This is a genomic window from Oligoflexus sp., assembly GCF_035638955.1.
Lineage (GTDB): Bacteria > Bdellovibrionota_B > Oligoflexia > Oligoflexales > Oligoflexaceae > Oligoflexus.
In genome coordinates this window covers 23,373-42,451 of record NZ_DASQYZ010000254.1, presented here as the reverse complement: position 1 = coordinate 42,451, position 19,079 = coordinate 23,373, and the positions used below count along the sequence as shown (strand labels likewise).

The window sequence follows — 19,079 nt, the reverse complement described above, 5'->3', positions numbered from 1 at the left end:
AGGATGCGCTCATGAGAACAATAGACGACCAAAATTATAGAAAAATCATTGAACGCCGGGACCCTCGCTACGACGGACGATTCTACTGGGGTGTAACCACGACCAGGATCTACTGTCGACCCATCTGCCCGGCGCGTCCCAAACCCGAGCATATCTGCATTTTTAAAAGCGCCACTGAGGCGGAAAAGGCCGGCTATCGGCCCTGTTTGCGCTGTCGTCCCGACCTTGCGCCCGGCAGTCAGCGTTGGGAAGGAACCGGTGTTTCCGTGGCCCGGGCTTTGCGTTTGATGGAGGAAGGAGCCGATGCGGCGGTGACTGTGGAAACGCTGTCGGCCACGCTCGGTATGAGCGATCGTCATCTGCGGCGACTTTTTACCGAACATCTCGGTGCTTCTCCCTTGGACATTATGGTCAATCGCCGTTTGCATCTGGCTCGGCAATTGATTGTCGAGACCGATCGGCCGTTGACAGAAATTGCCTTTGCTTCGGGATTTCAATCGATCCGCCGCTTCAATGAAGCTTTCAAAGCCCTCTATCAACGGCCGCCTTCGGATTTTCGCCGGCGTTCGCCGCCGACGTCATCACCTGGACTTCAGCTCCGGCTGTCTGTGCGTAAGCCTTATGATTGGGCTCATATGCTGGCCTTTCTGAAGCGGCATCAAACCTATGGCGTGGAACGGGTCGATGACACGTCTTATACCCGCTTTATCCCTCGACCGGAGCGTGCCCCAGGCCACCTGTGTGTGACGTTTTCGGATCAGGCGCTCCTGGTGGCCTTTGACAATATCAATCTGCTCGAGCTGCGGCCGCTGATCGCGCGTCTTCGGCATCTTTTTGATGTGGATCACAATCCCAGTGATCTGCCGCACAATTCATCTCTGCAGCCGAACGGCATTCGTATCCCAGGATGCTTTGATGCCTTCGAAGTCGCGGTTGGCATTATCCTCGGGCAGCTCGTTTCCACCACGCACGCCCGGCAGCTGATGCAAAGACTTGTGACGACCTACGGACATCGACTGACAGATGATGAGGTTTTCGCATTTCCTTCGCCTGAGCTACTTAAAAACACAGAGATCGAGGCCATCGGGCTGACTCGACAAAAAGCCGAAGCTGTCCGAGGTTTATCACGTTTGATTCATGAAAAAAGTGTGGTCCTCTCGCGCATGGCGGACCTGTCGGCAACGCGTCAGATGCTGATGTCGATACCCGGTGTTGGACCCTGGACGGTGGACCTGATTGCCATGCGATGTCTCGGGGATGCTGATGCTTTTCCGCGCAAAGACCTCGTCATTCAGCGGGCTCTTGCAGCAGGCGGGCACGAGGAAGACCTTTGGATGTCGCTTCGATCCTATCTGACTCAAATACTTTGGCGGGACTATGCCAGATCCATGCTCGCAAAAAAAGGAGGCAAGCCATGAGTTATTTCCAGCTTAAGATTACCAGCAAATTGGGACCACTCTTTTTGGTTGCGTCAGAAGAGGGGCTTTGCGGAGTTCACTGGGAGGAGCAGCCGAGTCCTTTTTTAAAGGATCATACGATGGTGCCTGCAGCGCAGCATCTTTTGGAAGCCGCTGAACAGATCGAAGCCTATTTGAACGGGGAACGCAAACTATTCGATGTAACCCTGGCGCCCCAAGGGACTGCGTTTCAACGGGAAGTTTGGAATGAATTGCGCCAGATTCCATATGGTCAAACCATTTCGTACCAGGAACTTGCAATCCGGGTCAAGCGTCCCAAAGCCTGTCGCGCGGTCGGATCGGCCAATGGAAAAAATCCTCTCACGCTGATCATTCCCTGTCATCGCGTGATCGCCTCCAATGCCAGTCTGGGCGGCTATTCTGGGGGATTGGACCGCAAGAGCTGGCTCCTGAGCCTGGAATCGCTTTAAGGTTTTGACCTGATTGAGTGAATCCGTTGCCTCTAACTTTTCTGAGTTCAGGAAAAAGGCCACAGTTCACGAACCGCGTGATCACCTTGAAATAAAATTTGGCCACGTGACCAGTTTTCCGTGCGTACTCGGTTGCGCTAGGGGCGTGGCTTTGCTATCGCTTGGAGGTCTTAAGCTTTTCTAATAGAAGGATACCCTCTATGAGGCACGAACTTTCGAATCCGATTTCGGGATGGATGCTACGCGTTTCCTTGCCTTTGGCACTTCTGCTTTGCCAAAACAGCGCGATGGCACAAGGTACTGGTACAGCTATTGAGACGACTCCTGATGCTGCGACGGTCAAAGAAAGTGAGGCCAGGAAGAAGGCCAAGGACAAGAAAGACGGCGAGCGCGTGGAAGTTGTCGGCTCGCGTCTGAAGCGCGTCGATGTCGAAACAGCAGCTCCTGTTGTGATCGTTGAGAAAGAACAACTCGAAAAATCCGGTGCGGCCAGCGTCGGTGACTTCTTCCGTAAGTCCGCTGCCACCAGCCCGACCGGTAACTTTTCCGGCGGCAGTCGCTATGTATCTTCCGGTGCTGCCACGATCGATCTTTTGGGTATTGGCGCCGCCCGTACTCTCGTCCTTTTGAACGGTCGCCGGATTCCCACCCTGCCAGGGCTGGGATCGGTCAACGTTGATAATATTCCCACAGGCGTGATTGAGCGTATCGAAGTTCTGGCTGGCGGCGCTTCCGCTGTCTACGGTGCCGATGCGGTCGGTGGTGTGGTCAACATCATCACGAAAAAAGAATTCCGCGGTTCGGAAGTTTCTCTTTTCGCTAGCGTACCCCAGGATGCCGGCGGCACCGAGCGGTCGGCCGTAGCCACCACGGGACTGTCCCTGGGTGATGATTCGAACCTGATTCTTTCGGTGGGTGGTCGTCAGCGCGATCCGATCGACAAGCGTAAGAGAGATCTGTCGTTTGCCAACGATCCTGCGTACCAGTATCTGAATACTGCGGCTGAACTTGGAACCTATTCCTACCGTCCTTTGACCGAAGTGAATGGCAAAATCGTTCGCGGCACCATGCGCCCCAGCGCCAACTGTCCTGTGGAATTACAACAAACGATCAACCCCAGTACACCGAATGATATATACTGTACGGGTCTGCGCAAGGATGTCCCCTTCGAATTGACCCCGAAAAAAGAAGAATTTTACGGGTCTGTTATTCTGAATACGGCTCTCACCTCGGATTGGAGTCTGAACGGGATTCTGAACTACAGTGATAGCAAGAACACCTCGAACTCGGGTCGCGCCAACTACATGTCGACCGATCCTGTTTCTCTGGCGCCCGTGATCCTGAGTGCTGGTAAAGCCCGATCGCTTGGCCTTGCGATCGACGATGAGACTGACTATGTGCAGCTCTATGCTCCTGTCGCCGAAGCTGTCGATCGTACGCAAGTCAACCACTATAAAAACTCCGTCGCGTCGGCCAAGGTCGAAGGCGAAGTCTTAGGCGGGTGGCGCCTTCAAACCGGTCTTTCGTATACGTCGAGCCAGGTGGATCGCATCGGCCAGAAATATCGGAACTCCGAAGCCCTGCATAGCCTTTATTTCAACAGTAATAATCTGGGTCTTGTGAACGGTGCGGATCCCCAGTACATACCGATCGACCCGGCTCGTAACACGGCGGACTTCAGTTCCATCTTCGTGGATTTGAAAGCCAAGGAATTCAGCGACAATACCACCTGGGATGCCTTTATCGATCGTCAGATTGCCACATTGCCAGGCGGCCCCTTGGCTGTCAGTATCGGTGTGCAGGCGACTCAGGAAACCTTCAAGCAAACTCCTGATTCCCGTGATATCGCTGAAAACAGCGCGAAATTGGCTCTTTATGCCGGTACCTACTCGAATCGCGGCGAAGGCTCGCGCACATCGCGTGCGGTTGCAGCGGAATTTGCGGCTCCCGTCGCGACCTTTGTGGATGTGGAAGGCGCTGTGCGCTTCGACAACTACAGCGACTTCGGTGATGCTGTGAACTACGGTCTGGGAACCAAGATTAAGGTTGTTCAGGGTGTGGCTCTACGCGGTCGCTATGCGACCAGTTTCAAAGCTCCGAACCTTGATTATCTGCATCAGGAAGGCGGCGGCGGCTATATCAGTCTGGAAGACCAGGCCTGGTGTGACAACGAAAAAGCCAACGGTCGTCCATGTTCCAATCCTGTCCACCAGATCTATATTGATTCCGTCGGTAATCCCGATCTTGATCCTGAGCAAGGCACCAACTATTCGGCTGGTGTGATTCTTGAACCTATCGAAGGCCTCACTCTGATTTCCGACTATCATGCCATCAGTTTGAAAAAGACCTTCGGTAACGACGATCTGCAAAGCATCGTGGACACCTGGTACGAAAACAACGCGGGCAGTACGGAAGATGGTACGGTGTTCGGTGCCAACAGCGTACGCGTGAATGAGCAAGGTGTGATCACCAGCCTCGGCGTTCCTACCCGTAACATGGGTCGCACAGAAGTGCGCGCGGTGATTTCGGAAGCCAGATACCAGATCAATGCCGGCAAGTACCGCTTTAACGTCGGCTCCGAGTATTCACGCACGCTTTCCCGCAAGGAAGCCGACAACGAAGAGACTCCCCTGCGCCAGAAAGTTGGTTACCTCGGGGTTCCCAAGTGGCGTTGGAACAATTCGGTTGGTGCCGCCTACGGTGACAACTCGCTGGCTCTTGCCGGTCGTACGATCGCCCGCATGAGCACCGATCCAGAATTGGCTACAGACTTCAGTCGAGACGCCAAAGTCAGTCCTTATACAGAGTTTGACGCTGTATTCGCGACTTTGATTGGCAACACCGGCCTGCAGCTCGGCGTTAACAACATCCTCAACACCATTGGTGGTGTGTATGATGGTAACTCCGCCCGTACGGAAGATGTGGCTTCCCAGTCACTCTACTCGTATGTGGGTCGTAGCTACTTTGCTCGCGTGACACAAAGCTTCTAAGTTCGTTCATCAGATCCAAAAGCCTGACCCATGGTTTTCGAACCATGGGTTTTTTTATTGGCGTTGGATTCGCCGGACTTGCGACCCGGATCGCCGGGTGTAAAAGTAGGCCGTGAAAAATGCTGCTCTGAACCTGATGGGGAGGTGGACCATGTCCGGCAATACGGTGATCGTTAAGGGTAAATCGTCCAGCTTTGTTCAGGATGTCCAGATGGGGCCGCATCGTCTTGTGGCCGACGAGCCCCTTGATGATGGTGGAACAGACACGGGACCTTCGCCGTATGACCTTCTTCTGGCCAGCCTGGGTACCTGCACATCCATGACAGTGTCGGCCTATGCCCGGCGGAAAAATTGGCCTCTGCAATCTGTTCACGTGCAGCTGAAACATGCCAAGGTATCGTTGGGTGAACCTGTGGCCGAAGGTGGGCGAGCCCCACAGAAAGATCAGATTGAGCGTGACATCCAATTGATCGGTGAACTGTCGGCCGAACAGCATGAACGACTTCTGGATATTGCCAACCGCTGTCCTATCCATCGGACTTTGACATCAGACATTATCATCAACACCCGCCTTGTCTAAGGAGGATACCCCATGAGTTGGATGCCTACTGTGGAACCTGCCTGCGATTCAATATCCAGTGAAGACGGTATTGAGATGGTGATTCAACCACGAGCCCGGGACTTGGGTGGCTTTGCCGTGGCTCGTATTCTGCCGGCCATTGGCCGAAAAACTGTCGGCCCTTTTATTTTTTTCGATCATATGTCGCCACGAAAATTTTTGCCCGGTGAAGGCATGGATGTCAGGCCGCATCCTCATATTGCGCTGGCCACGGTCACCTATCTTTTTGAAGGTGAATTCATTCACCGTGACAGTCTCGGTTCCGAGGAGGTTGTACGTCCAGGCGATATCAATTGGATGACCGCTGGCCGCGGGATTGTCCATTCCGAGCGGACCGATCCTGAGCAACGTCGACGCGGGGGATCGGCTCACGGTATTCAACTTTGGGTGGCACTTCCCAAGGCCTTTGAAGAGATCGAACCGGCTTTTCATCATCACGACCAAAGTGAGTTGCCGCGCCTCGAAGGTCCAGGTTTTATCGCACGCGTTTTGATTGGTGAAGCCTATGGCCATCGATCACCTGTACGAACCTATTCGCCGATGTTCTATATTGATGTCGAAGCTCAAGGCGGCAGTCGTGTCCACCTTCCCAACGACTATGAAGAACGGGCCCTTTATCTCCTGTCTGGGACGGTCAGTCATGGTCATCAAATCTTCGATCGCCCCCAGATGATCATCTTCAAAAAAAATCGATCAATCGAGCTCCGCATTGATGCCGATGCTCGCTTCGTTTTGCTGGGCGGTGCTCCGCTTGATGGCCCCCGGTTTATCTGGTGGAACTTTATATCGAGCTCTAACGAGCGAATTGAGCAGGCAAAACGAGACTGGAAAGAGGGCCGCTTTGCTACGATTCCGGGCGATGACCTGGAGTTTATTCCCCTTCCCGAGTCCTGAAATGACCATCACAGATATCGAAATAAGTAGCTGAAATTTATAAAATAAATAGATATCACTGGCCGCCTACCTCAAGGTAGGCTACCTTCCTACCGATAGGTAGTCTATGGAAGGGGAGGGAGGACCGTGGTCGAATCCAAAACAAGACGCGAAGCCATCGAGGAAGGGCGGAGTTTATTGCAAAAACTCGGCTTCAATGGCTTCAGCTTTCAGGACATTGCCAATCGCATCGGTATTAAGAAGCCCAGCCTCTATGCGCACTTTGCTTCCAAAGAGGAACTGGGCCTGGAGATGATCGCCCACTATCGTCATGATTTCGAACGTTGGGCTGAAAAACATAAAAATGATCCCATCATTGATCAAATTGAAGGCCTCTTTCGTATCTTCAGCAAGTTCGCCAGGGATCAAAATAAATTCTGTCCCCTGACAGTTCTGTCCGCTGAATTTCAAACGCTGCCGATATCCATGCGCAAAGCTTTAACGGACATGACTCGATTTCAGGAAGCCTGGCTGGTGGATCTGATTCAAAAAGGGATTCGCGCCGGACATTTTCGGACTGACCTGGACCCCTTGCAGACGGCGCATATCATTCAATCCCTTGGATTTGGCGTTCAGCATCTGGCGCGCCTCCATCAGGATACCGATCGCATTCTTTCCATGCAGGCTCAAATTCGTAATTTATTGGAGGTGAGACCATGAATATCCATCAAGACGTTTTGAATCTGCAAGCAGGCATGAGAGAAAAATTCGCAGCCTTTGGCGTTGATCTCGTCCTGCCGCCACCGTCGTCGTTAACCTTGAAGCTGGAGTATACGGGCCACGAAGAAGGCCGCATGCTGCGCGCCCGCATGCCCTACAATGCGAATATGACCAACCCCATACGTTTGATGCAGGGCGGCTTTATCGCTGCTGGTATTGATGATGTGATGGGACCGCTGTCTTACATGTGCGCCGGTCAACCGGTGGTCACCCTGCAGCTGAGTGTCACCTACCTGCGACCTTTTCTGGAGCAGGACGAATACGTGGAAATCGAAGCGGAAGTGATCAACAAAACCCGTACGATTCTCTATATGGAAGCCACCGTTAAAAATAAGCAGGGTCAACTGCTTTGCAAGGCCACAGCCCAGTCCATGATCGTTGCCAAAGACAAAGTGAAATAAGGAGGCGTCGATGAAAAACCTGCGTGATAGTTTTATTGTTGGTGGGATCCGGACCCCTTTCGTGAAGTCCATGGGTGCCTTTAACGATCTCGAACGCATTGAACTGATGATTGCCACTCTTCAGGCTTTGCGCAAGCGCTACAATCTGGACAAGTTGATCGTCGGCGACGTGGCTCTAGGCGCGGTCATGAACAGCTCGGGTGATTGGAACCTCGCCCGTGAGGCTGTTCTGCGCGCGGGCTATCATCCGAATACACCGGCCTATAATATTCAACGGGCGTGTGGGACAGGACTGGAAGCTCTGGTTCAGATCGCCAATAAAATCTCGCTGGGGCAGATCGAAACCGGCATTGCCGGAGGCGTTGACACCAACAGTGATCTGCCCTTGGAGCTGCAGCAGGATCTGCAAAGATTTTTTCTGAACCTGCCGCAGGCGAAAACTGTGCTCGAGAAAATCAAAGCCGCGATGACGTTGCGGCCAGACAATTTCAAACCCCGTATTCCTGCGGTTGTGGAGCCACAGACAGGTTTATCCATGGGCCAGCATACCGAACTTATGGTGAAAGCCTGGGGCATCAGTCGCGAAGCCCAGGACCAGTTTGCCTATGAAAGCCATCAGAAAGCAGCCCGAGCCAAGGCCGAGGGATTTTTTGATGATCTGATCGTACCGGTGGCGGGGGTCAAGGCTGATGGTATTTTAAGGGCAGACACCACCCTCGATAAGCTGGCCAAACTCAAACCGGCGTTTGATCGCGAGAATGGGACCCTGACGGCCGGCAATAGCTCCGCGTTGACTGACGGCGCATCTTCGGTTCTTTTGGCTTCCGATAAAATTATTCAGGAACGCGGCTGGCAAGCACTGGCGCGCTTTGTCGATGCGGAATCAGCGGCGGTGAATTTTGTGGGTGGCGAAGGACTTTTGATGGCACCGACGCTGGCCGTGAACCAGCTTTTGAAACGGAACAATCTGAAGCTGCAGGATTTCGATTTCTATGAAATCCACGAGGCGTTTGCCGGTCAGGTTCTTTGTACTCTTAAAGCCTGGGAAGACGCAAACTACTGTAAGGAAACGCTGGGACGATCGGAACCGCTTGGTCGCATTGATCCGACGAAGATCAATGTCAATGGCAGCAGTCTTGCGATCGGCCATCCCTTTGCCGCTACCGGCGGCCGGATTGCGGCTACGCTCGCTAAACTCCTTCATCAAAAAGGCAAGGGTCGGGGCTTGATTTCCATCTGCACCGCTGGTGGTATGGGTGTTGCGGCCATTTTCGAAGCGTAAATACAAAAGAAAAAAAGCCGGGGAATTTCTTCCCCGGCTTCAGCCATCACGGTCATAGGCAAGGCATCATAGGCAAACTTAGAAGGAGTAGCCGACCGATGCGATGAGTTCATTTTTCTGCAAAGTCACGTCCTTGAACTGAGTTTTGGTCGAGAGATTGGTTCCAGCGATCGCTTGGGTGGACTCTATGGTGCCTTTCGCCAGCGTATCACTGAAGCGGTAGGCCAAACTCAAGTTCACATTTTCAGCCACTTCAAAGCGTCCACCAAGACCCAGGTCATAGTTCAAAAGATCCGCGCTCTTCATTTCAACTTCAACGCCTGCGTCTTTGGCATTGGCTGGGTCGACCATGTGGTAGGACAGACCGCCCAAACCATAGAGGGCGAAGCTTTCCTGCTTATAGAAATCGTAGGTTGCGTTGGCTCCAACGGCCAGGTCGCTGTATTCCAACTCATCTTCGCCGCCGTCATAGTTCGTGTAACCCAATCCAGCGCCGAGGCGCAGCGCATCATTCAGTTTGTATTGGAGGCTGACACCGACACCGGGAGCGGTAATTGCGTCCGCGTCTTCATCAGTCTTTTGAGTTTCGTTGGTGCCAGTGACTGGGTTCACTACATTGGTTTTGCCGGAATTGAGTGTACCTTGCGAGCTGATCACTTCACCTTGAATCGTAAGGTCAGCACTATAACCCGAAGCAGCAAAGACCAGAGCAAGAGCAGACAGGGAGATGTTTGCGAGTTTCATGAAAGATCCTTTCTGGAATCATTCTCAGTTGGTTGATCGGTGACGGATGTTTCATCGCATCACGGATCTATGCTGAGCAAGAGCCGGTCCACAGAGGGATTGGATGAATAGGGGTTCAATAGATAGTGATGGAAGTCCAAATAGGCGCGAATTTCACTCGGTCTGACATGTTTGGCCGAACGGCCGTGTCTTTTGAAGTCGAAGTTGTGTCCTGGAGGTTGTGTCCTGGAGCTTACAGGCAAGTCTTGTATGGCATGAACTGGTAATGATGACGGGGCCTTGGCCGGCAAGGCCCCCAGGATGATCAGATGTATCCGGTTACACAGAGATTTTCGGCAACGAGCAGGGCGCCCTTGGCCGCGCCAGCCTTGGTGTTGTGCGACAGCAGCACATACTTGAGGCCACCTAAAGCTTTCTCTTCACGGATGCGGCCGATATGAGTCGACATGCCACCATCCTGATCGCGGTCGATACGCGGCTGAGGATGGAAGGGGTCATCATGCACGGTGAAAAAGTTTTTAGGAGCCGAAGGCAGATCACCGAAGTCAGGTTTGAATTCCTTGAACGCTGCGATGGCTGCCGCTACGGATGCGGGCCTTTCGGTGGCAATGAAGACGGTTTCCGTGTGACCATCGGTAACAGGCACGCGGGTACAGGTGCAGCTCACGGCAAAGGATGCCGGAACGAAACGATCCCCTTGCAGAGCGCCGAGGATTTTTTGTGTTTCGATCTGAACCTTTTCCTCTTCCTTGGGAATATAGGGCACAAGGTTATCGAGCATGTCCAAAGCCAGAACGCCTCCGTTACGGCCGGCGCCCGAGGTGGCTTGCATCGAGGTCATGATTACCGTTTTCAAGCCGAAGGCTTTTTGCAAGGGTGCCAGAGTACACGCCATGCCGTAGGTCGTACAGTTGGGAATGGGAACGATGAAACCCTTCCAGCCGCGTTTTTTCTGTTGCGCGCGAATCATGGCCGCATGCGCTGTATTCACGCCCGGGATCAAGAGGGGAACGTCGTCTTCCATGCGGTAGGCGCTGGCGGTGGAAATTACGGGAACCTTGGCTGCATAGATGGGTTCCAGTTCCTTGGCCGCATCGGAATCAATGGCGGTAAAGACGATATCGATGCCGTCGAGGTTCAATTCCGTGGCCGGCTCGATCATCATATTGCGGAACTTTTCAGGAATGGGTTCCGGCTGCCACCAACCAATTTGACCACTCGGAGCGCGCAGAGCGTCTTCGTACCGTTTACCAGCGGAACGTGGCGAACCTGCGAAGCGCACGACTTCAAACCAGGGATGATTGGCCAAAGCTGTGAGAAATTGTTGGCCGGCGATTCCCGTGGCACCGACGACAGCGACTTTTTTCCTTATGCTCATCTTACGCTCCCCAAATCAAGAGGCCTTCTCAGGCATCGAAAGTTCCCTAAATCAAGAGGCCTTCTCAGGCTTTGTCAGGCTTTTTAGCATTGGAATGCCAATAGCAGAGTCCAGCCCGGGAATCCAGCGCGGAAAAGATGGTTTGGAATGACCTGGCCCCCGGATGGTGGACATGCGGCCTGACCCTGGCTTACGCTGGATGGGGCAACACCCGGCGCCTGCTGCCGCCCGGGTCAAGGACCAGCCCCTATTACGAGGATTTCATGAGTTTTTCGAGCCTCTTCCGGCGTAAGGGATATCAGGGACCCGTGTCCGATCATTTTGATGGGCAGCGTTTTTATTTGCCCGGGAATCCCTTTGAAAAAAATCGGGTAGCGGTGCTGAAGTGGATGCTGACCCGGGACAAAAGCCCCTGGCCGCAAAAAGTCGATCAACCGCCGCAATCCCGGCCGCCGCAATCGGTGGGAACGGATCGGGTGGACGTGACCTTTGTTAATCATGCGACGCTGCTCTTGCAAACCCATGGACTTAATATCCTGACCGATCCGGTCTGGTCCGAGCGGGTTAGCCCGTTTGCGTCCCAGGGTCCCAAGCGCATTGTGCAGCCTGGGATACGCTACGAGGATCTACCGCCCATTCATATGGTGCTGCTGTCCCACAACCATTACGACCATATCGATATTGAAACCGTGAAGCGCCTGTCCCGCGATCATAAGCCCAGGATCCTGGCGCCGTTGGGTGATGGGCCTTTGATGCGGGAGGCCGGGGTTGAGCGGATTGAAGAGATGGACTGGTGGCAGTCGCTGCCGCTGCGGGAAGGGGTCCAGGCCACCTATCTGCCCAGTCAGCATTGGTCGGCCCGTGGGATGTTTGATCGTTGTTTGAGTCTTTGGGGCAGTTTTGTGATCAGCGTGGGGGATGAGGGTTTCTATTTTGCGGGGGATACTGGTTATGGCCCGCATTTTAAAGAGATTGCGGCGCGCTTTCCGCGGTTGCGTTCGGCTTTTTTGCCGATTGGGGCTTATGAGCCGCGTTGGTTTATGCGTTATCAGCACACCAATCCAGAAGATGCGGTGATGGCTCATCAGGATTTGAAGGCGAAGCATAGTATTGGAATTCATTTTGGGTGTTTTCAGCTGACCGATGAAGCTTGGGATGCTCCGGCTCGGGATTTGAAAATAGCTTTGGCGAAATATCAGGTGCCGGAGCGGGATTTTGAAGTCCCGCAGCCGGGGCAGGTGTTTTCTTATGAGCTGCGAAGTTGAGCTGCCGCTTATATTTCTTCAAGTATCCATAGCTGGCGGCTGAAGTTTTGACAATCGCCTAAAAATGCAGGGCCGCCCACCTTTGCATCCGCGGCCAGGTAGTTGGCCTCCAGACATTTTTTTTCCAGTTCCTGGAATTGTGTTGTCAGTTGGAGATAGCCGTGACCGCCCTGTGGGGTCATTTTCCATTTCTGACCGGTAACGTCCTGGCAATCAGCCATGAATGCTGCACCACCGGCTACGGCTCCTGAGACGAAGCGATTGCCTTCCAGGCATTTGTTTTGGGATGCTAGAAACGCGTTGGTAACCTTATAGTAACCATCTGTCGTGGGAATGAAATACCAAGCCTGGCCGGAAACGTTCTGGCAATTGTCCATAAACGCAGCGCCCTGTTGGGAAGCGCCGGATGCAAGCTGATTGCCTTCGAGGCATTTGTTTCCAGCTTCCAGGGTGAAATTTTTCAGACGATAGAATTTTTCTTTCGAAATAGGCTTATTCGGGTCCAGGTTGCCAGGCTTCGGCACGCCTGCAGGATCGTTGGCCTCTCCGAACCAGACATGAACATAGCCTTGATAGATGCCGACACCCATGGCTTTCCACTGTTGGTTCCATGGACCTTGATTCAGGATGACATCATTGTGCGGTGCGCTTTGCTTCCAGCTTTCAAGCGCCAGCTCTGGGCTCACGGTCGACCCAAAGGGGCCTGCGGAAATCTCAAAACCATTGGCGGTGTAGGTTGTCAGCTCACGGGGTTTGCTCCACATGTGTTGACCATCGAGACCGGTGAAGCAGACAGGGGTCCAGGTGCCTTTGTTGGACCAACTGTGGCCATTGCAGGTTTTTCCGGCGGCGTCGGTTCCTGTGTCGGGGTGATTGGTTAACGTGTCCCAGGCGTGAATTTGGGCGACATAACTGAGAGAAGAGGAGAGTGGAACAGCGGGGAGGCCTTTGCTTTGGCGGTATTCGTTGATGAGGCGTCCCAATGTTTGTTCTGTTTCTGTGAGTTGAACGGTCGCTGCAGCTTGCAGGCTGGTTTCGGGGAGGCTGGCGGCTAGCAAAAAAAGGCAGAATGGAAGAACTTTGAAGTTCATGTTTTTCTCCAGGTTGGTTGATGGCTTTGGACGCCCCATGAGGTAGCGAAGCTAACTGTTTTGTTGGCTTAATGGGAAGCAGTAAATTATGAGTGTGTTTCTGTTGTGGGGATATTTACCGCTATTGCAGCCAACAAAGGTTAATTGTTGGCTGCTCTCTTACTGGGAAGCCTAGAGGCCGCCGATGGCTGCAACCTTGACAGGAAAGAGACATACGTTTCCGCTCACGCCTCTCAATTGCGTTGGGATGGATTCTTCCAACCACTCCGATGGGACGAGTTGGGCCAGTTCAGGCCCAATCAAAATTTGGCCTGGTTGGGCTTTTCCTTCAATACGTGAAGCGATGTTGACTGTAGGACCGATGGCCGTGTAATCGGACCGCTTCAATCCCCCAAAAGTGCCTACAATCGCCTGGCCATGATTGATTCCAACCCGCATGCTCAACTTCACGCGAAACTTCGCGAAGAAATCCTTGTTGAGTTCTTCGATCGCATGCAACATCGCTTTTGCACAGATGAGGGATCGACGGGCCTGCTCTTCGGGTGGGACTTGGTAAGGCGCTCCGAATATCACCATGACCGCATCACCAATGAATTTATCGATCGTCCCAGCATTTTCGTAGATGACCTCGGATATTTTTGCATAAAATGATTCAAAATGTAGGCGGTAGACTGGGCCCCCAGCCGCCCTGAAACCTCCGTAAAGCCGACCATGTCGGCGAACAGGACTGTGACTGCCTGCTCATGCGGATCTGATTCCAGTCTCGATTTTCCCTGAATAATTTCGTCAACCATCATTGGGGGTAAAAATCTGGATAATACGCTTTTGTGAACATAAGCCTGCAGCTTTTCAATTTTCAAATTGCGAGCCCTAAGGCGAATCAGGAGTAATCCAATCACAAGGACGCCGATGAGGCTCGCACCGAATAGACCTTTTATCAATTGGAAATTGCGTAATTCAAGGCTTTTGACCTCGCTATCAAGTTTCGCTTGCTGTAATTCGATGGAGCTCACGTATTGATCGATTTGGGACTGCATCTGCGGTGAGAGGCGTTCGGTATAAAGCGTCCAAAACTGCCGCCAGATAAGGTTTTCAAAATGCGAACTCAATGTCTTGCGTTGCAGGTAACGCGTTACGTGAAACAGGACGTCAGACTGAGTCTCAGGCGGGAAGTTCACGCAGGATGAAGGTTCTCGACCTTTCTGCAGTTCAAACAACGTGATCTCTTTATAGCATTCAAGGATTTTTCTCCTTTGGGTGTCAGAATAGGATTCCAAATCCACATCCCCAAGAGTGGCCAAGGCCTTGGCCCTTTCGCCAAGATTGACCAGCGCAAAAGCCGAAAAAACTCTCGAGTCAGTCCAATTTCTGGATTTGCTGGAGAGCTTACTGAAGTCTTCGAGGGCGCCAGCATAGTCATCGAATGCCAGTGTCTTGAGTATGGCACGGTTGTATATCACTCGATCCCTATCTGTGAATGCTGAGGGATCTGTACTGTAGAGGTCCTCAAGCTCCACATAAAGTCTGAGTGCCTCCTGAACGACTTTTCGACTGTTGCTTGGGTTGGCGAAAATCAAGGCTGCTGACTCCTTGAGTGAGATGAGGGAAATTACAGCTTGCCTCGGTGTGGTCTCCAGAGCTGCTTTATAGACAGCTTGCGCCGCTGCTATATCGTTTTGCTTCCAAAGGACGTCAAGGAGTTTGTCAGCGACCACGGCGGGAATGGTAGTTCCCTTCTTTTCCAGTTTCACCTTGCTGAAAAGATCTTCAAGAGCCGACCGCTGTGCCTCAAGAGACTCGTGAATCGAGAGGATGCAGGCGGCTCGCGTTTCATAGTCATCATCACGGACCTGCAGCGATTGGCAAACTTCTTTGACCCTGGAGCGCTCGCCTGCAAAACGCAGTTCCACCACGAATCTTCTCTGCAGAAGATATTTATCGTATTCTGACACATCCCTGCGGCTTATCTCGCTATTAAGGAATGTCAGCCGATCTTCAAACTTTATGTCGTTCCACTTGGTTCCAAACCTGTGTTCGAAGTCACGATCATAGGCCGACCATAGTTCGACCGGGTCTTCAACGGATTGAGCCGTCTCACAAAGCATGGCAGCCATCAAGAAAATCAAAATTCGAAAATGCTTCATCGAACGACCTCGCCTTCACACTACCTTGCCTGTGCGGCAGGCCCCGATGTGTTCACACAAAACGAATTCATGGCTATAGCTTCGAGTATTGTCCAATAGTATAGCACATGGTCTTCCGCATTGAACTTTCAATTTGGCTTGATCAAGGCGTGATTGGAAGTCACGGCTGGTGAAGTAGTGGTATCTGGGGGATAGTTGCAAGTATTGCGCGCGGCAAATAATGAGAGCAGAAGGCAGCGTTCTGAAAGGAATATCATCCTGGGCTTTTCAGGGTTTTCTAGAGTGTGAATCCCCTTTACCTATCCTTCTTTGGAAAGCATGAGGATATCTTGGCCAGGCCTTCTTTTGCGGTCCTACCCTTGCTATATTCCAGCCAGTGAAACAGGTTTTACACCTCCCTTTAGCCAATAAAGAGATCATCCGGTCAACAGCAGGTATAAATTCATTTTCATGAAATCTTTCGAATTCATGCCGATGCTGAATAGTATCAGAAAGAAATTTCTCATGAGCAGCCCTCACTTTCGAAAACGTCATGACCACATCTTTTTCAGACATGGTTGATGCACTCGCAGCTGCTATTAATATGGGAATCAAATTCATTTGAATAGAACCTCGATCGTCTCATTCTGACCTGTTTATTGAAACTCGCGCGCATGAGCAGGTAGGTTGCCACTCTGCCCAGAGGTAATCTATTGATATTTTTAAAAAATCTGATCAATTATAGCATTGCAGCGGAAATATTATAGTTTATTTCAGGGAAATATTATAAATGATAAGCAGCTCTCTTCCGTGGTCTTATTAATTTATATGCATAAATAACAATATGTTATATAACTTATAGATTTTAATGGGATTTTTTTATAAAGTTTCCGATAGGAAATCTTATAACATATGACGAGTCAGAGGAGACCTATTTCATCACGATCACCCATGGAAGTATAAATGTCCCGAGTTCCCGCCGACAAACGAGAAAAAATTGCGAAAGCCTTGGGCAAAGCGAAGGCTGCAGCTATCAATGATATCGTCCGAAGTTCCGAACTTTCGGAAGCTGACATCTCAATTCTTAAAGAAGGCGGCTGGCTCTTTCCAGTTCATGCTGGATATTTATTTCTGACTTCAGAGGATGCCAGAGATGGTGACACGGTACACGCTCACTTGGCTTTTGGGAAATTTCTTTCCATCTACTTGCCAGAGCGACTTGACAGCTATGTCCTATCTCCAATAGCGAGCCTGGAGTATGGGGTGCGAGGCAAGCTCCCAGCCACAGTCGTGATTGAAAACGAACGCAGCAATCAAACGATCACAGATCTTCCTGGGGGGTATTGTCTTGTTTTTAGAAAAACCACGGCCGTCGATCGACTAGCCAAGGGCACATCCAGTGGTCCCGAGGGCATCAAAATCCTGGCAAACGAAGAAGCCCTGGCTTGCCTGACAAGACCCGAAATTGCTTCACATCATAATCTGATTTTCGCTGCGTTGGCAGGAGCCGATCCCATGGCCTTTGCAGAGGCTCTGGTTCGAAAGAGAAATCAGTCAGGTGGATCCGTCTTAATAGGGCTTCTTGAAAGCCTTGGGCGTGGAACAGTGGCCAGACGAGTCCGGGACGCTATGGAAGGCGCGGGGCTAAAAATAGCAAGCAGTGAAAAAATCGATCTGGCACTGAAACCCAAAGCAAAGGAACCTGCGACTTCTTACTTTATCAGAAATAAATGGTCTCAATTTTCCGAATCCTTGAAATCCAGGGCATCCCAACTGACTTTTACTCCCGAAGTTATTCAGGTTTTGGTTGACCAAGCGCAAGCTGAAAAAATTCAGGATGCATATCATTCCCTTTCCATAGAGAATTATAGAGTCTCAGAAAGTATGATTGCTGCAATAGCCAGTGGCCAATGGGATCCGGAAGAAAAGAAAGATGTGGTCAACAGATTCGCCGCCAAAGGCTATCTTGATGCCTTCAATCTTGTGACGAGAGAGGCGTTAAGGGATGCTATTCTATGGCAGAGGGGCGAAACTCCAATTGAGGAAATGTGCGAAATTCTCCTCGGCCTCGTTATAGGAATTAAGCGTCGACTCTTTGCTCCTATGGCTGATGTTGGTCTCATCGACCCATCAGACCTTGAATCCTACAGAAATCAGCCTGTCTTTATTCGCGGCTCGAATCACATTCCAATGAACCACACAAAAGTCGCTGAAGCCATGCAGGGAGTTATGCTGGCCGCAGCCGATGAACAGAACCCTTACATAAGGGCCGCACTTGCTCACTTCTTTATTGGCTATGTTCACCCATTTGGGGATGGAAACGGCCGAACCTCACGATTCCTGATGAATTATATTCGTTTGGTTGCAGGGCTTCCCTGGATAATTATTCCAGTAGAAAGGCGATCGGAGTACCTTTTGGGCCTGGAAAAGATGTCCATGCAGGATTTTCCAAGCACCTTCTTTGATTTTCTGCTTAGCCTTGAGCGGGATTGAAAAGAGGTTAACCGCTTTTTCTAAGCTTCGTCCTCGTGGGTTCGGGATCAGTGATGGTTCCACTATTCTTCAACAGACATTGTCCACGGGATGCCTGAGACCCGCGGCCTTTTTTGTTTCAGGAGAATGGCGAAATGATCTCGATATTCCACGGCTCAAAATCCTGTCTGTTCTGAGTAGCAATCGGAACCCCAAGCATCTTGGCAGTTGCACCGATAAGAAGGTCCTCAGTGTGAAGGATGATGCCCTTCTTCTGCATCTCAGCCCTCTTTTTAGCCGCAAGCAATGTGATCTGTGTGTCCACAGCAATGATATCGAGAAGGGTTTCGTCTTCGAGGAACTCATGGAAGTCAGCCAGCACTTTTTTTGAGCCGAGCTTCTGGAGTCCAAACTCGATTTCCATAATGACGATTGCTGACGTCAGTATACGAGGCTGCTGCTGAAGAAAATTTGCGACCTGGGCCTGCTTTTTGGGATCCTTGCTGAACAGAGGGGAGAGTACACTGGTATCGATGATCAATTCTGCCTCCGACGAATCACTTAAGCTCGATGTCCTTGATTGGACCTCGCAGCTCGCCAAAATCCTCAGAATGGATTCCTTCCTCCTGCGAGGACCGGATAAGCCTATCGAGCATTTTGGCCATTTTCTGCTTTTTGATTTCCATCAGGAGCTGCAGATCCTTCTCACTGATGAACGCGCCTGCGGGTTCTCCGCTGACTTGAACGCGCTGTGGCTCCTTCTGTGCAAGCCGGACAAGTTCAGATATTCTGGCCTTGGCTTCCGAGAGGGGCCACCCCTCGCTCTTCCTTACACTCGACATCTCGATCTCCCAGAAGAGGGTTTCAAGCGGGTTGCCCGCATGTATCTCTCTTATCGGCTAAAATGGACAAAGAGTCAAGGGACTCTATAGTCAATTGACCTGATGACCCGTCTGAAAGTCCATAAAATGATTCAGATCACCAGGATAGGTCTGCGCCCACTCTGGCGCAACGCTTGGCTAACGGAAAATAGTCTTAATATCGCTTCTAGTAATAGGCTGTTTTTATTCGATGTTTTTCAGGGATGTCAATACAGTTAGCATGAGCGGGGACACCGTGCCCATGCCCTTAATAATAGACACCCATTGTTTTCAATGAGGCTTTCAGCCTTTG

Annotated in this window: 18 protein-coding genes; 10 read left to right on the top strand and 8 right to left on the bottom strand. The window is 51.5% G+C overall.

Features of this window, described 5'->3' with window-relative positions; all coding sequences use genetic code 11:
* The first annotated feature begins 11 nt into the window (after positions 1–11).
* The 8 genes from VE954_RS23845 to VE954_RS23810 all read left to right on the top strand — a co-directional run bounded on the left by VE954_RS23845 (position 12) and on the right by VE954_RS23810 (position 8,833).
* On the top strand, positions 12–1,418 hold the full coding sequence (locus tag VE954_RS23845; RefSeq protein ID WP_324957502.1) for an Ada metal-binding domain-containing protein: 1,407 nt from the start codon (positions 12–14) through the stop codon (positions 1,416–1,418).
* On the top strand, positions 1,415–1,888 hold the full coding sequence (locus tag VE954_RS23840; RefSeq protein WP_324957500.1) for a methylated-DNA--[protein]-cysteine S-methyltransferase: 474 nt from the start codon (positions 1,415–1,417) through the stop codon (positions 1,886–1,888). Before VE954_RS23845 ends, VE954_RS23840 begins: the two co-directional genes overlap by 4 nt.
* A gap of 200 nt (positions 1,889–2,088) precedes the next feature.
* Positions 2,089–4,878 carry a TonB-dependent receptor domain-containing protein gene (locus tag VE954_RS23835; RefSeq protein ID WP_324957498.1) on the top strand — a complete coding sequence of 930 codons (2,790 nt, stop codon included), beginning with the start codon at positions 2,089–2,091 and terminating at the stop codon, positions 4,876–4,878.
* Between the two features lie 151 nt (positions 4,879–5,029).
* Complete coding sequence (locus tag VE954_RS23830; protein WP_324957496.1) at positions 5,030–5,458, top strand: OsmC family protein; 429 nt, start codon at positions 5,030–5,032, stop codon at positions 5,456–5,458.
* A gap of 12 nt (positions 5,459–5,470) precedes the next feature.
* A complete protein-coding gene (locus VE954_RS23825; protein ID WP_324957494.1) occupies positions 5,471–6,391 on the top strand; it encodes a pirin family protein in 921 nt (306 codons plus the stop codon).
* A gap of 126 nt (positions 6,392–6,517) precedes the next feature.
* Positions 6,518–7,090, top strand: coding sequence for a TetR/AcrR family transcriptional regulator (locus VE954_RS23820; protein WP_324957492.1), 573 nt, complete (start codon positions 6,518–6,520; stop codon positions 7,088–7,090).
* The gene (locus VE954_RS23815) at positions 7,087–7,551 is read left to right on the top strand and encodes a PaaI family thioesterase (protein ID WP_324957490.1); all 465 of its coding nucleotides are present in this window, start codon (positions 7,087–7,089) and stop codon (positions 7,549–7,551) included. Before VE954_RS23820 ends, VE954_RS23815 begins: the two co-directional genes overlap by 4 nt.
* 10 nt (positions 7,552–7,561) lie before the next feature.
* Positions 7,562–8,833, top strand: a complete 1,272-nt coding sequence (locus tag VE954_RS23810) for an acetyl-CoA C-acetyltransferase (RefSeq protein WP_324957488.1) — start codon at positions 7,562–7,564, stop codon at positions 8,831–8,833.
* A gap of 78 nt (positions 8,834–8,911) precedes the next feature.
* Here VE954_RS23810 and VE954_RS23805 read toward each other — a convergent pair whose 3' ends face one another.
* Positions 8,912–9,577: an outer membrane protein gene (locus tag VE954_RS23805; RefSeq protein WP_324957486.1), complete on the bottom strand. Its 666-nt coding sequence runs from the start codon at positions 9,575–9,577 to the stop codon at positions 8,912–8,914.
* A gap of 304 nt (positions 9,578–9,881) precedes the next feature.
* Entirely contained in the window at positions 9,882–10,955 is a 1,074-nt protein-coding gene (asd, locus tag VE954_RS23800; RefSeq protein ID WP_324957483.1) for an aspartate-semialdehyde dehydrogenase, read from the bottom strand.
* A 263-nt stretch (positions 10,956–11,218) separates the two neighbouring features.
* On the opposite strand from asd, the gene VE954_RS23795 reads away from it, so the two are divergent.
* Positions 11,219–12,220: an MBL fold metallo-hydrolase gene (locus VE954_RS23795; RefSeq protein WP_324957481.1), complete on the top strand. Its 1,002-nt coding sequence runs from the start codon at positions 11,219–11,221 to the stop codon at positions 12,218–12,220.
* Between the two features lie 8 nt (positions 12,221–12,228).
* On the opposite strand, the gene VE954_RS23790 is transcribed toward VE954_RS23795, so the two are convergent.
* The 4 genes from VE954_RS23790 to VE954_RS23775 form a co-directional block, all read right to left on the bottom strand.
* Positions 12,229–13,311: a CAP domain-containing protein gene (locus VE954_RS23790; RefSeq protein ID WP_324957480.1), complete on the bottom strand. Its 1,083-nt coding sequence runs from the start codon at positions 13,309–13,311 to the stop codon at positions 12,229–12,231.
* A 171-nt stretch (positions 13,312–13,482) separates the two neighbouring features.
* Positions 13,483–13,902, bottom strand: coding sequence for an adenylate/guanylate cyclase domain-containing protein (locus tag VE954_RS23785; protein WP_414699027.1), 420 nt, complete (start codon positions 13,900–13,902; stop codon positions 13,483–13,485).
* Positions 13,881–15,455: a hypothetical protein gene (locus tag VE954_RS23780; RefSeq protein ID WP_324957478.1), complete on the bottom strand. Its 1,575-nt coding sequence runs from the start codon at positions 15,453–15,455 to the stop codon at positions 13,881–13,883. The genes VE954_RS23785 and VE954_RS23780 overlap by 22 nt, the downstream gene beginning before the upstream one ends.
* 267 nt (positions 15,456–15,722) lie before the next feature.
* The gene (locus VE954_RS23775; protein WP_324957476.1) at positions 15,723–16,055 is read right to left on the bottom strand and encodes a hypothetical protein; all 333 of its coding nucleotides are present in this window, start codon (positions 16,053–16,055) and stop codon (positions 15,723–15,725) included.
* A gap of 894 nt (positions 16,056–16,949) precedes the next feature.
* On the opposite strand from VE954_RS23775, the gene VE954_RS23770 reads away from it, so the two are divergent.
* Positions 16,950–17,927, top strand: a complete 978-nt coding sequence (locus VE954_RS23770; protein ID WP_324957475.1) for a Fic family protein — start codon at positions 16,950–16,952, stop codon at positions 17,925–17,927.
* A gap of 118 nt (positions 17,928–18,045) precedes the next feature.
* Here the strand turns inward: VE954_RS23770 and VE954_RS23765 are convergent, their stop codons facing one another.
* Positions 18,046–18,447 (bottom strand): type II toxin-antitoxin system VapC family toxin, encoded by a 402-nt coding sequence (locus VE954_RS23765; RefSeq protein ID WP_324957473.1) that lies wholly within the window; start codon positions 18,445–18,447, stop codon positions 18,046–18,048.
* Between the two features lie 16 nt (positions 18,448–18,463).
* Positions 18,464–18,748: a type II toxin-antitoxin system prevent-host-death family antitoxin gene (locus VE954_RS23760; protein WP_324957471.1), complete on the bottom strand. Its 285-nt coding sequence runs from the start codon at positions 18,746–18,748 to the stop codon at positions 18,464–18,466.
* Positions 18,749–19,079: the final 331 nt, after the last annotated feature.

Excerpts from the sequence above, each read along its gene's own strand:
- VE954_RS23835 (WP_324957498.1), top strand. The coding sequence starts at position 2,089 with ATGAGGCACGAACTTTCGAATCCGATTTCGGGATGGATGCTACGCGTT.
- VE954_RS23825 (WP_324957494.1), top strand. The coding sequence starts at position 5,471 with ATGAGTTGGATGCCTACTGTGGAACCTGCCTGCGATTCAATATCCAGT.
- VE954_RS23840 (WP_324957500.1), top strand. The coding sequence starts at position 1,415 with ATGAGTTATTTCCAGCTTAAGATTACCAGCAAATTGGGACCACTCTTT.
- VE954_RS23795 (WP_324957481.1), top strand. The coding sequence starts at position 11,219 with ATGAGTTTTTCGAGCCTCTTCCGGCGTAAGGGATATCAGGGACCCGTG.
- VE954_RS23780 (WP_324957478.1), bottom strand. The coding sequence starts at position 15,455 with ATGAAGCATTTTCGAATTTTGATTTTCTTGATGGCTGCCATGCTTTGT.
- asd (WP_324957483.1), bottom strand. The coding sequence starts at position 10,955 with ATGAGCATAAGGAAAAAAGTCGCTGTCGTCGGTGCCACGGGAATCGCC.
- VE954_RS23845 (WP_324957502.1), top strand. The coding sequence starts at position 12 with ATGAGAACAATAGACGACCAAAATTATAGAAAAATCATTGAACGCCGG.
- VE954_RS23815 (WP_324957490.1), top strand. The coding sequence starts at position 7,087 with ATGAATATCCATCAAGACGTTTTGAATCTGCAAGCAGGCATGAGAGAA.
- VE954_RS23775 (WP_324957476.1), bottom strand. The coding sequence starts at position 16,055 with ATGAATTTGATTCCCATATTAATAGCAGCTGCGAGTGCATCAACCATG.
- VE954_RS23810 (WP_324957488.1), top strand. The coding sequence starts at position 7,562 with ATGAAAAACCTGCGTGATAGTTTTATTGTTGGTGGGATCCGGACCCCT.
- VE954_RS23760 (WP_324957471.1), bottom strand. The coding sequence starts at position 18,748 with ATGTCGAGTGTAAGGAAGAGCGAGGGGTGGCCCCTCTCGGAAGCCAAG.
- VE954_RS23830 (WP_324957496.1), top strand. The coding sequence starts at position 5,030 with ATGTCCGGCAATACGGTGATCGTTAAGGGTAAATCGTCCAGCTTTGTT.
- VE954_RS23790 (WP_324957480.1), bottom strand. The coding sequence starts at position 13,311 with ATGAACTTCAAAGTTCTTCCATTCTGCCTTTTTTTGCTAGCCGCCAGC.
- VE954_RS23805 (WP_324957486.1), bottom strand. The coding sequence starts at position 9,577 with ATGAAACTCGCAAACATCTCCCTGTCTGCTCTTGCTCTGGTCTTTGCT.
- VE954_RS23770 (WP_324957475.1), top strand. The coding sequence starts at position 16,950 with ATGGCCTTTGCAGAGGCTCTGGTTCGAAAGAGAAATCAGTCAGGTGGA.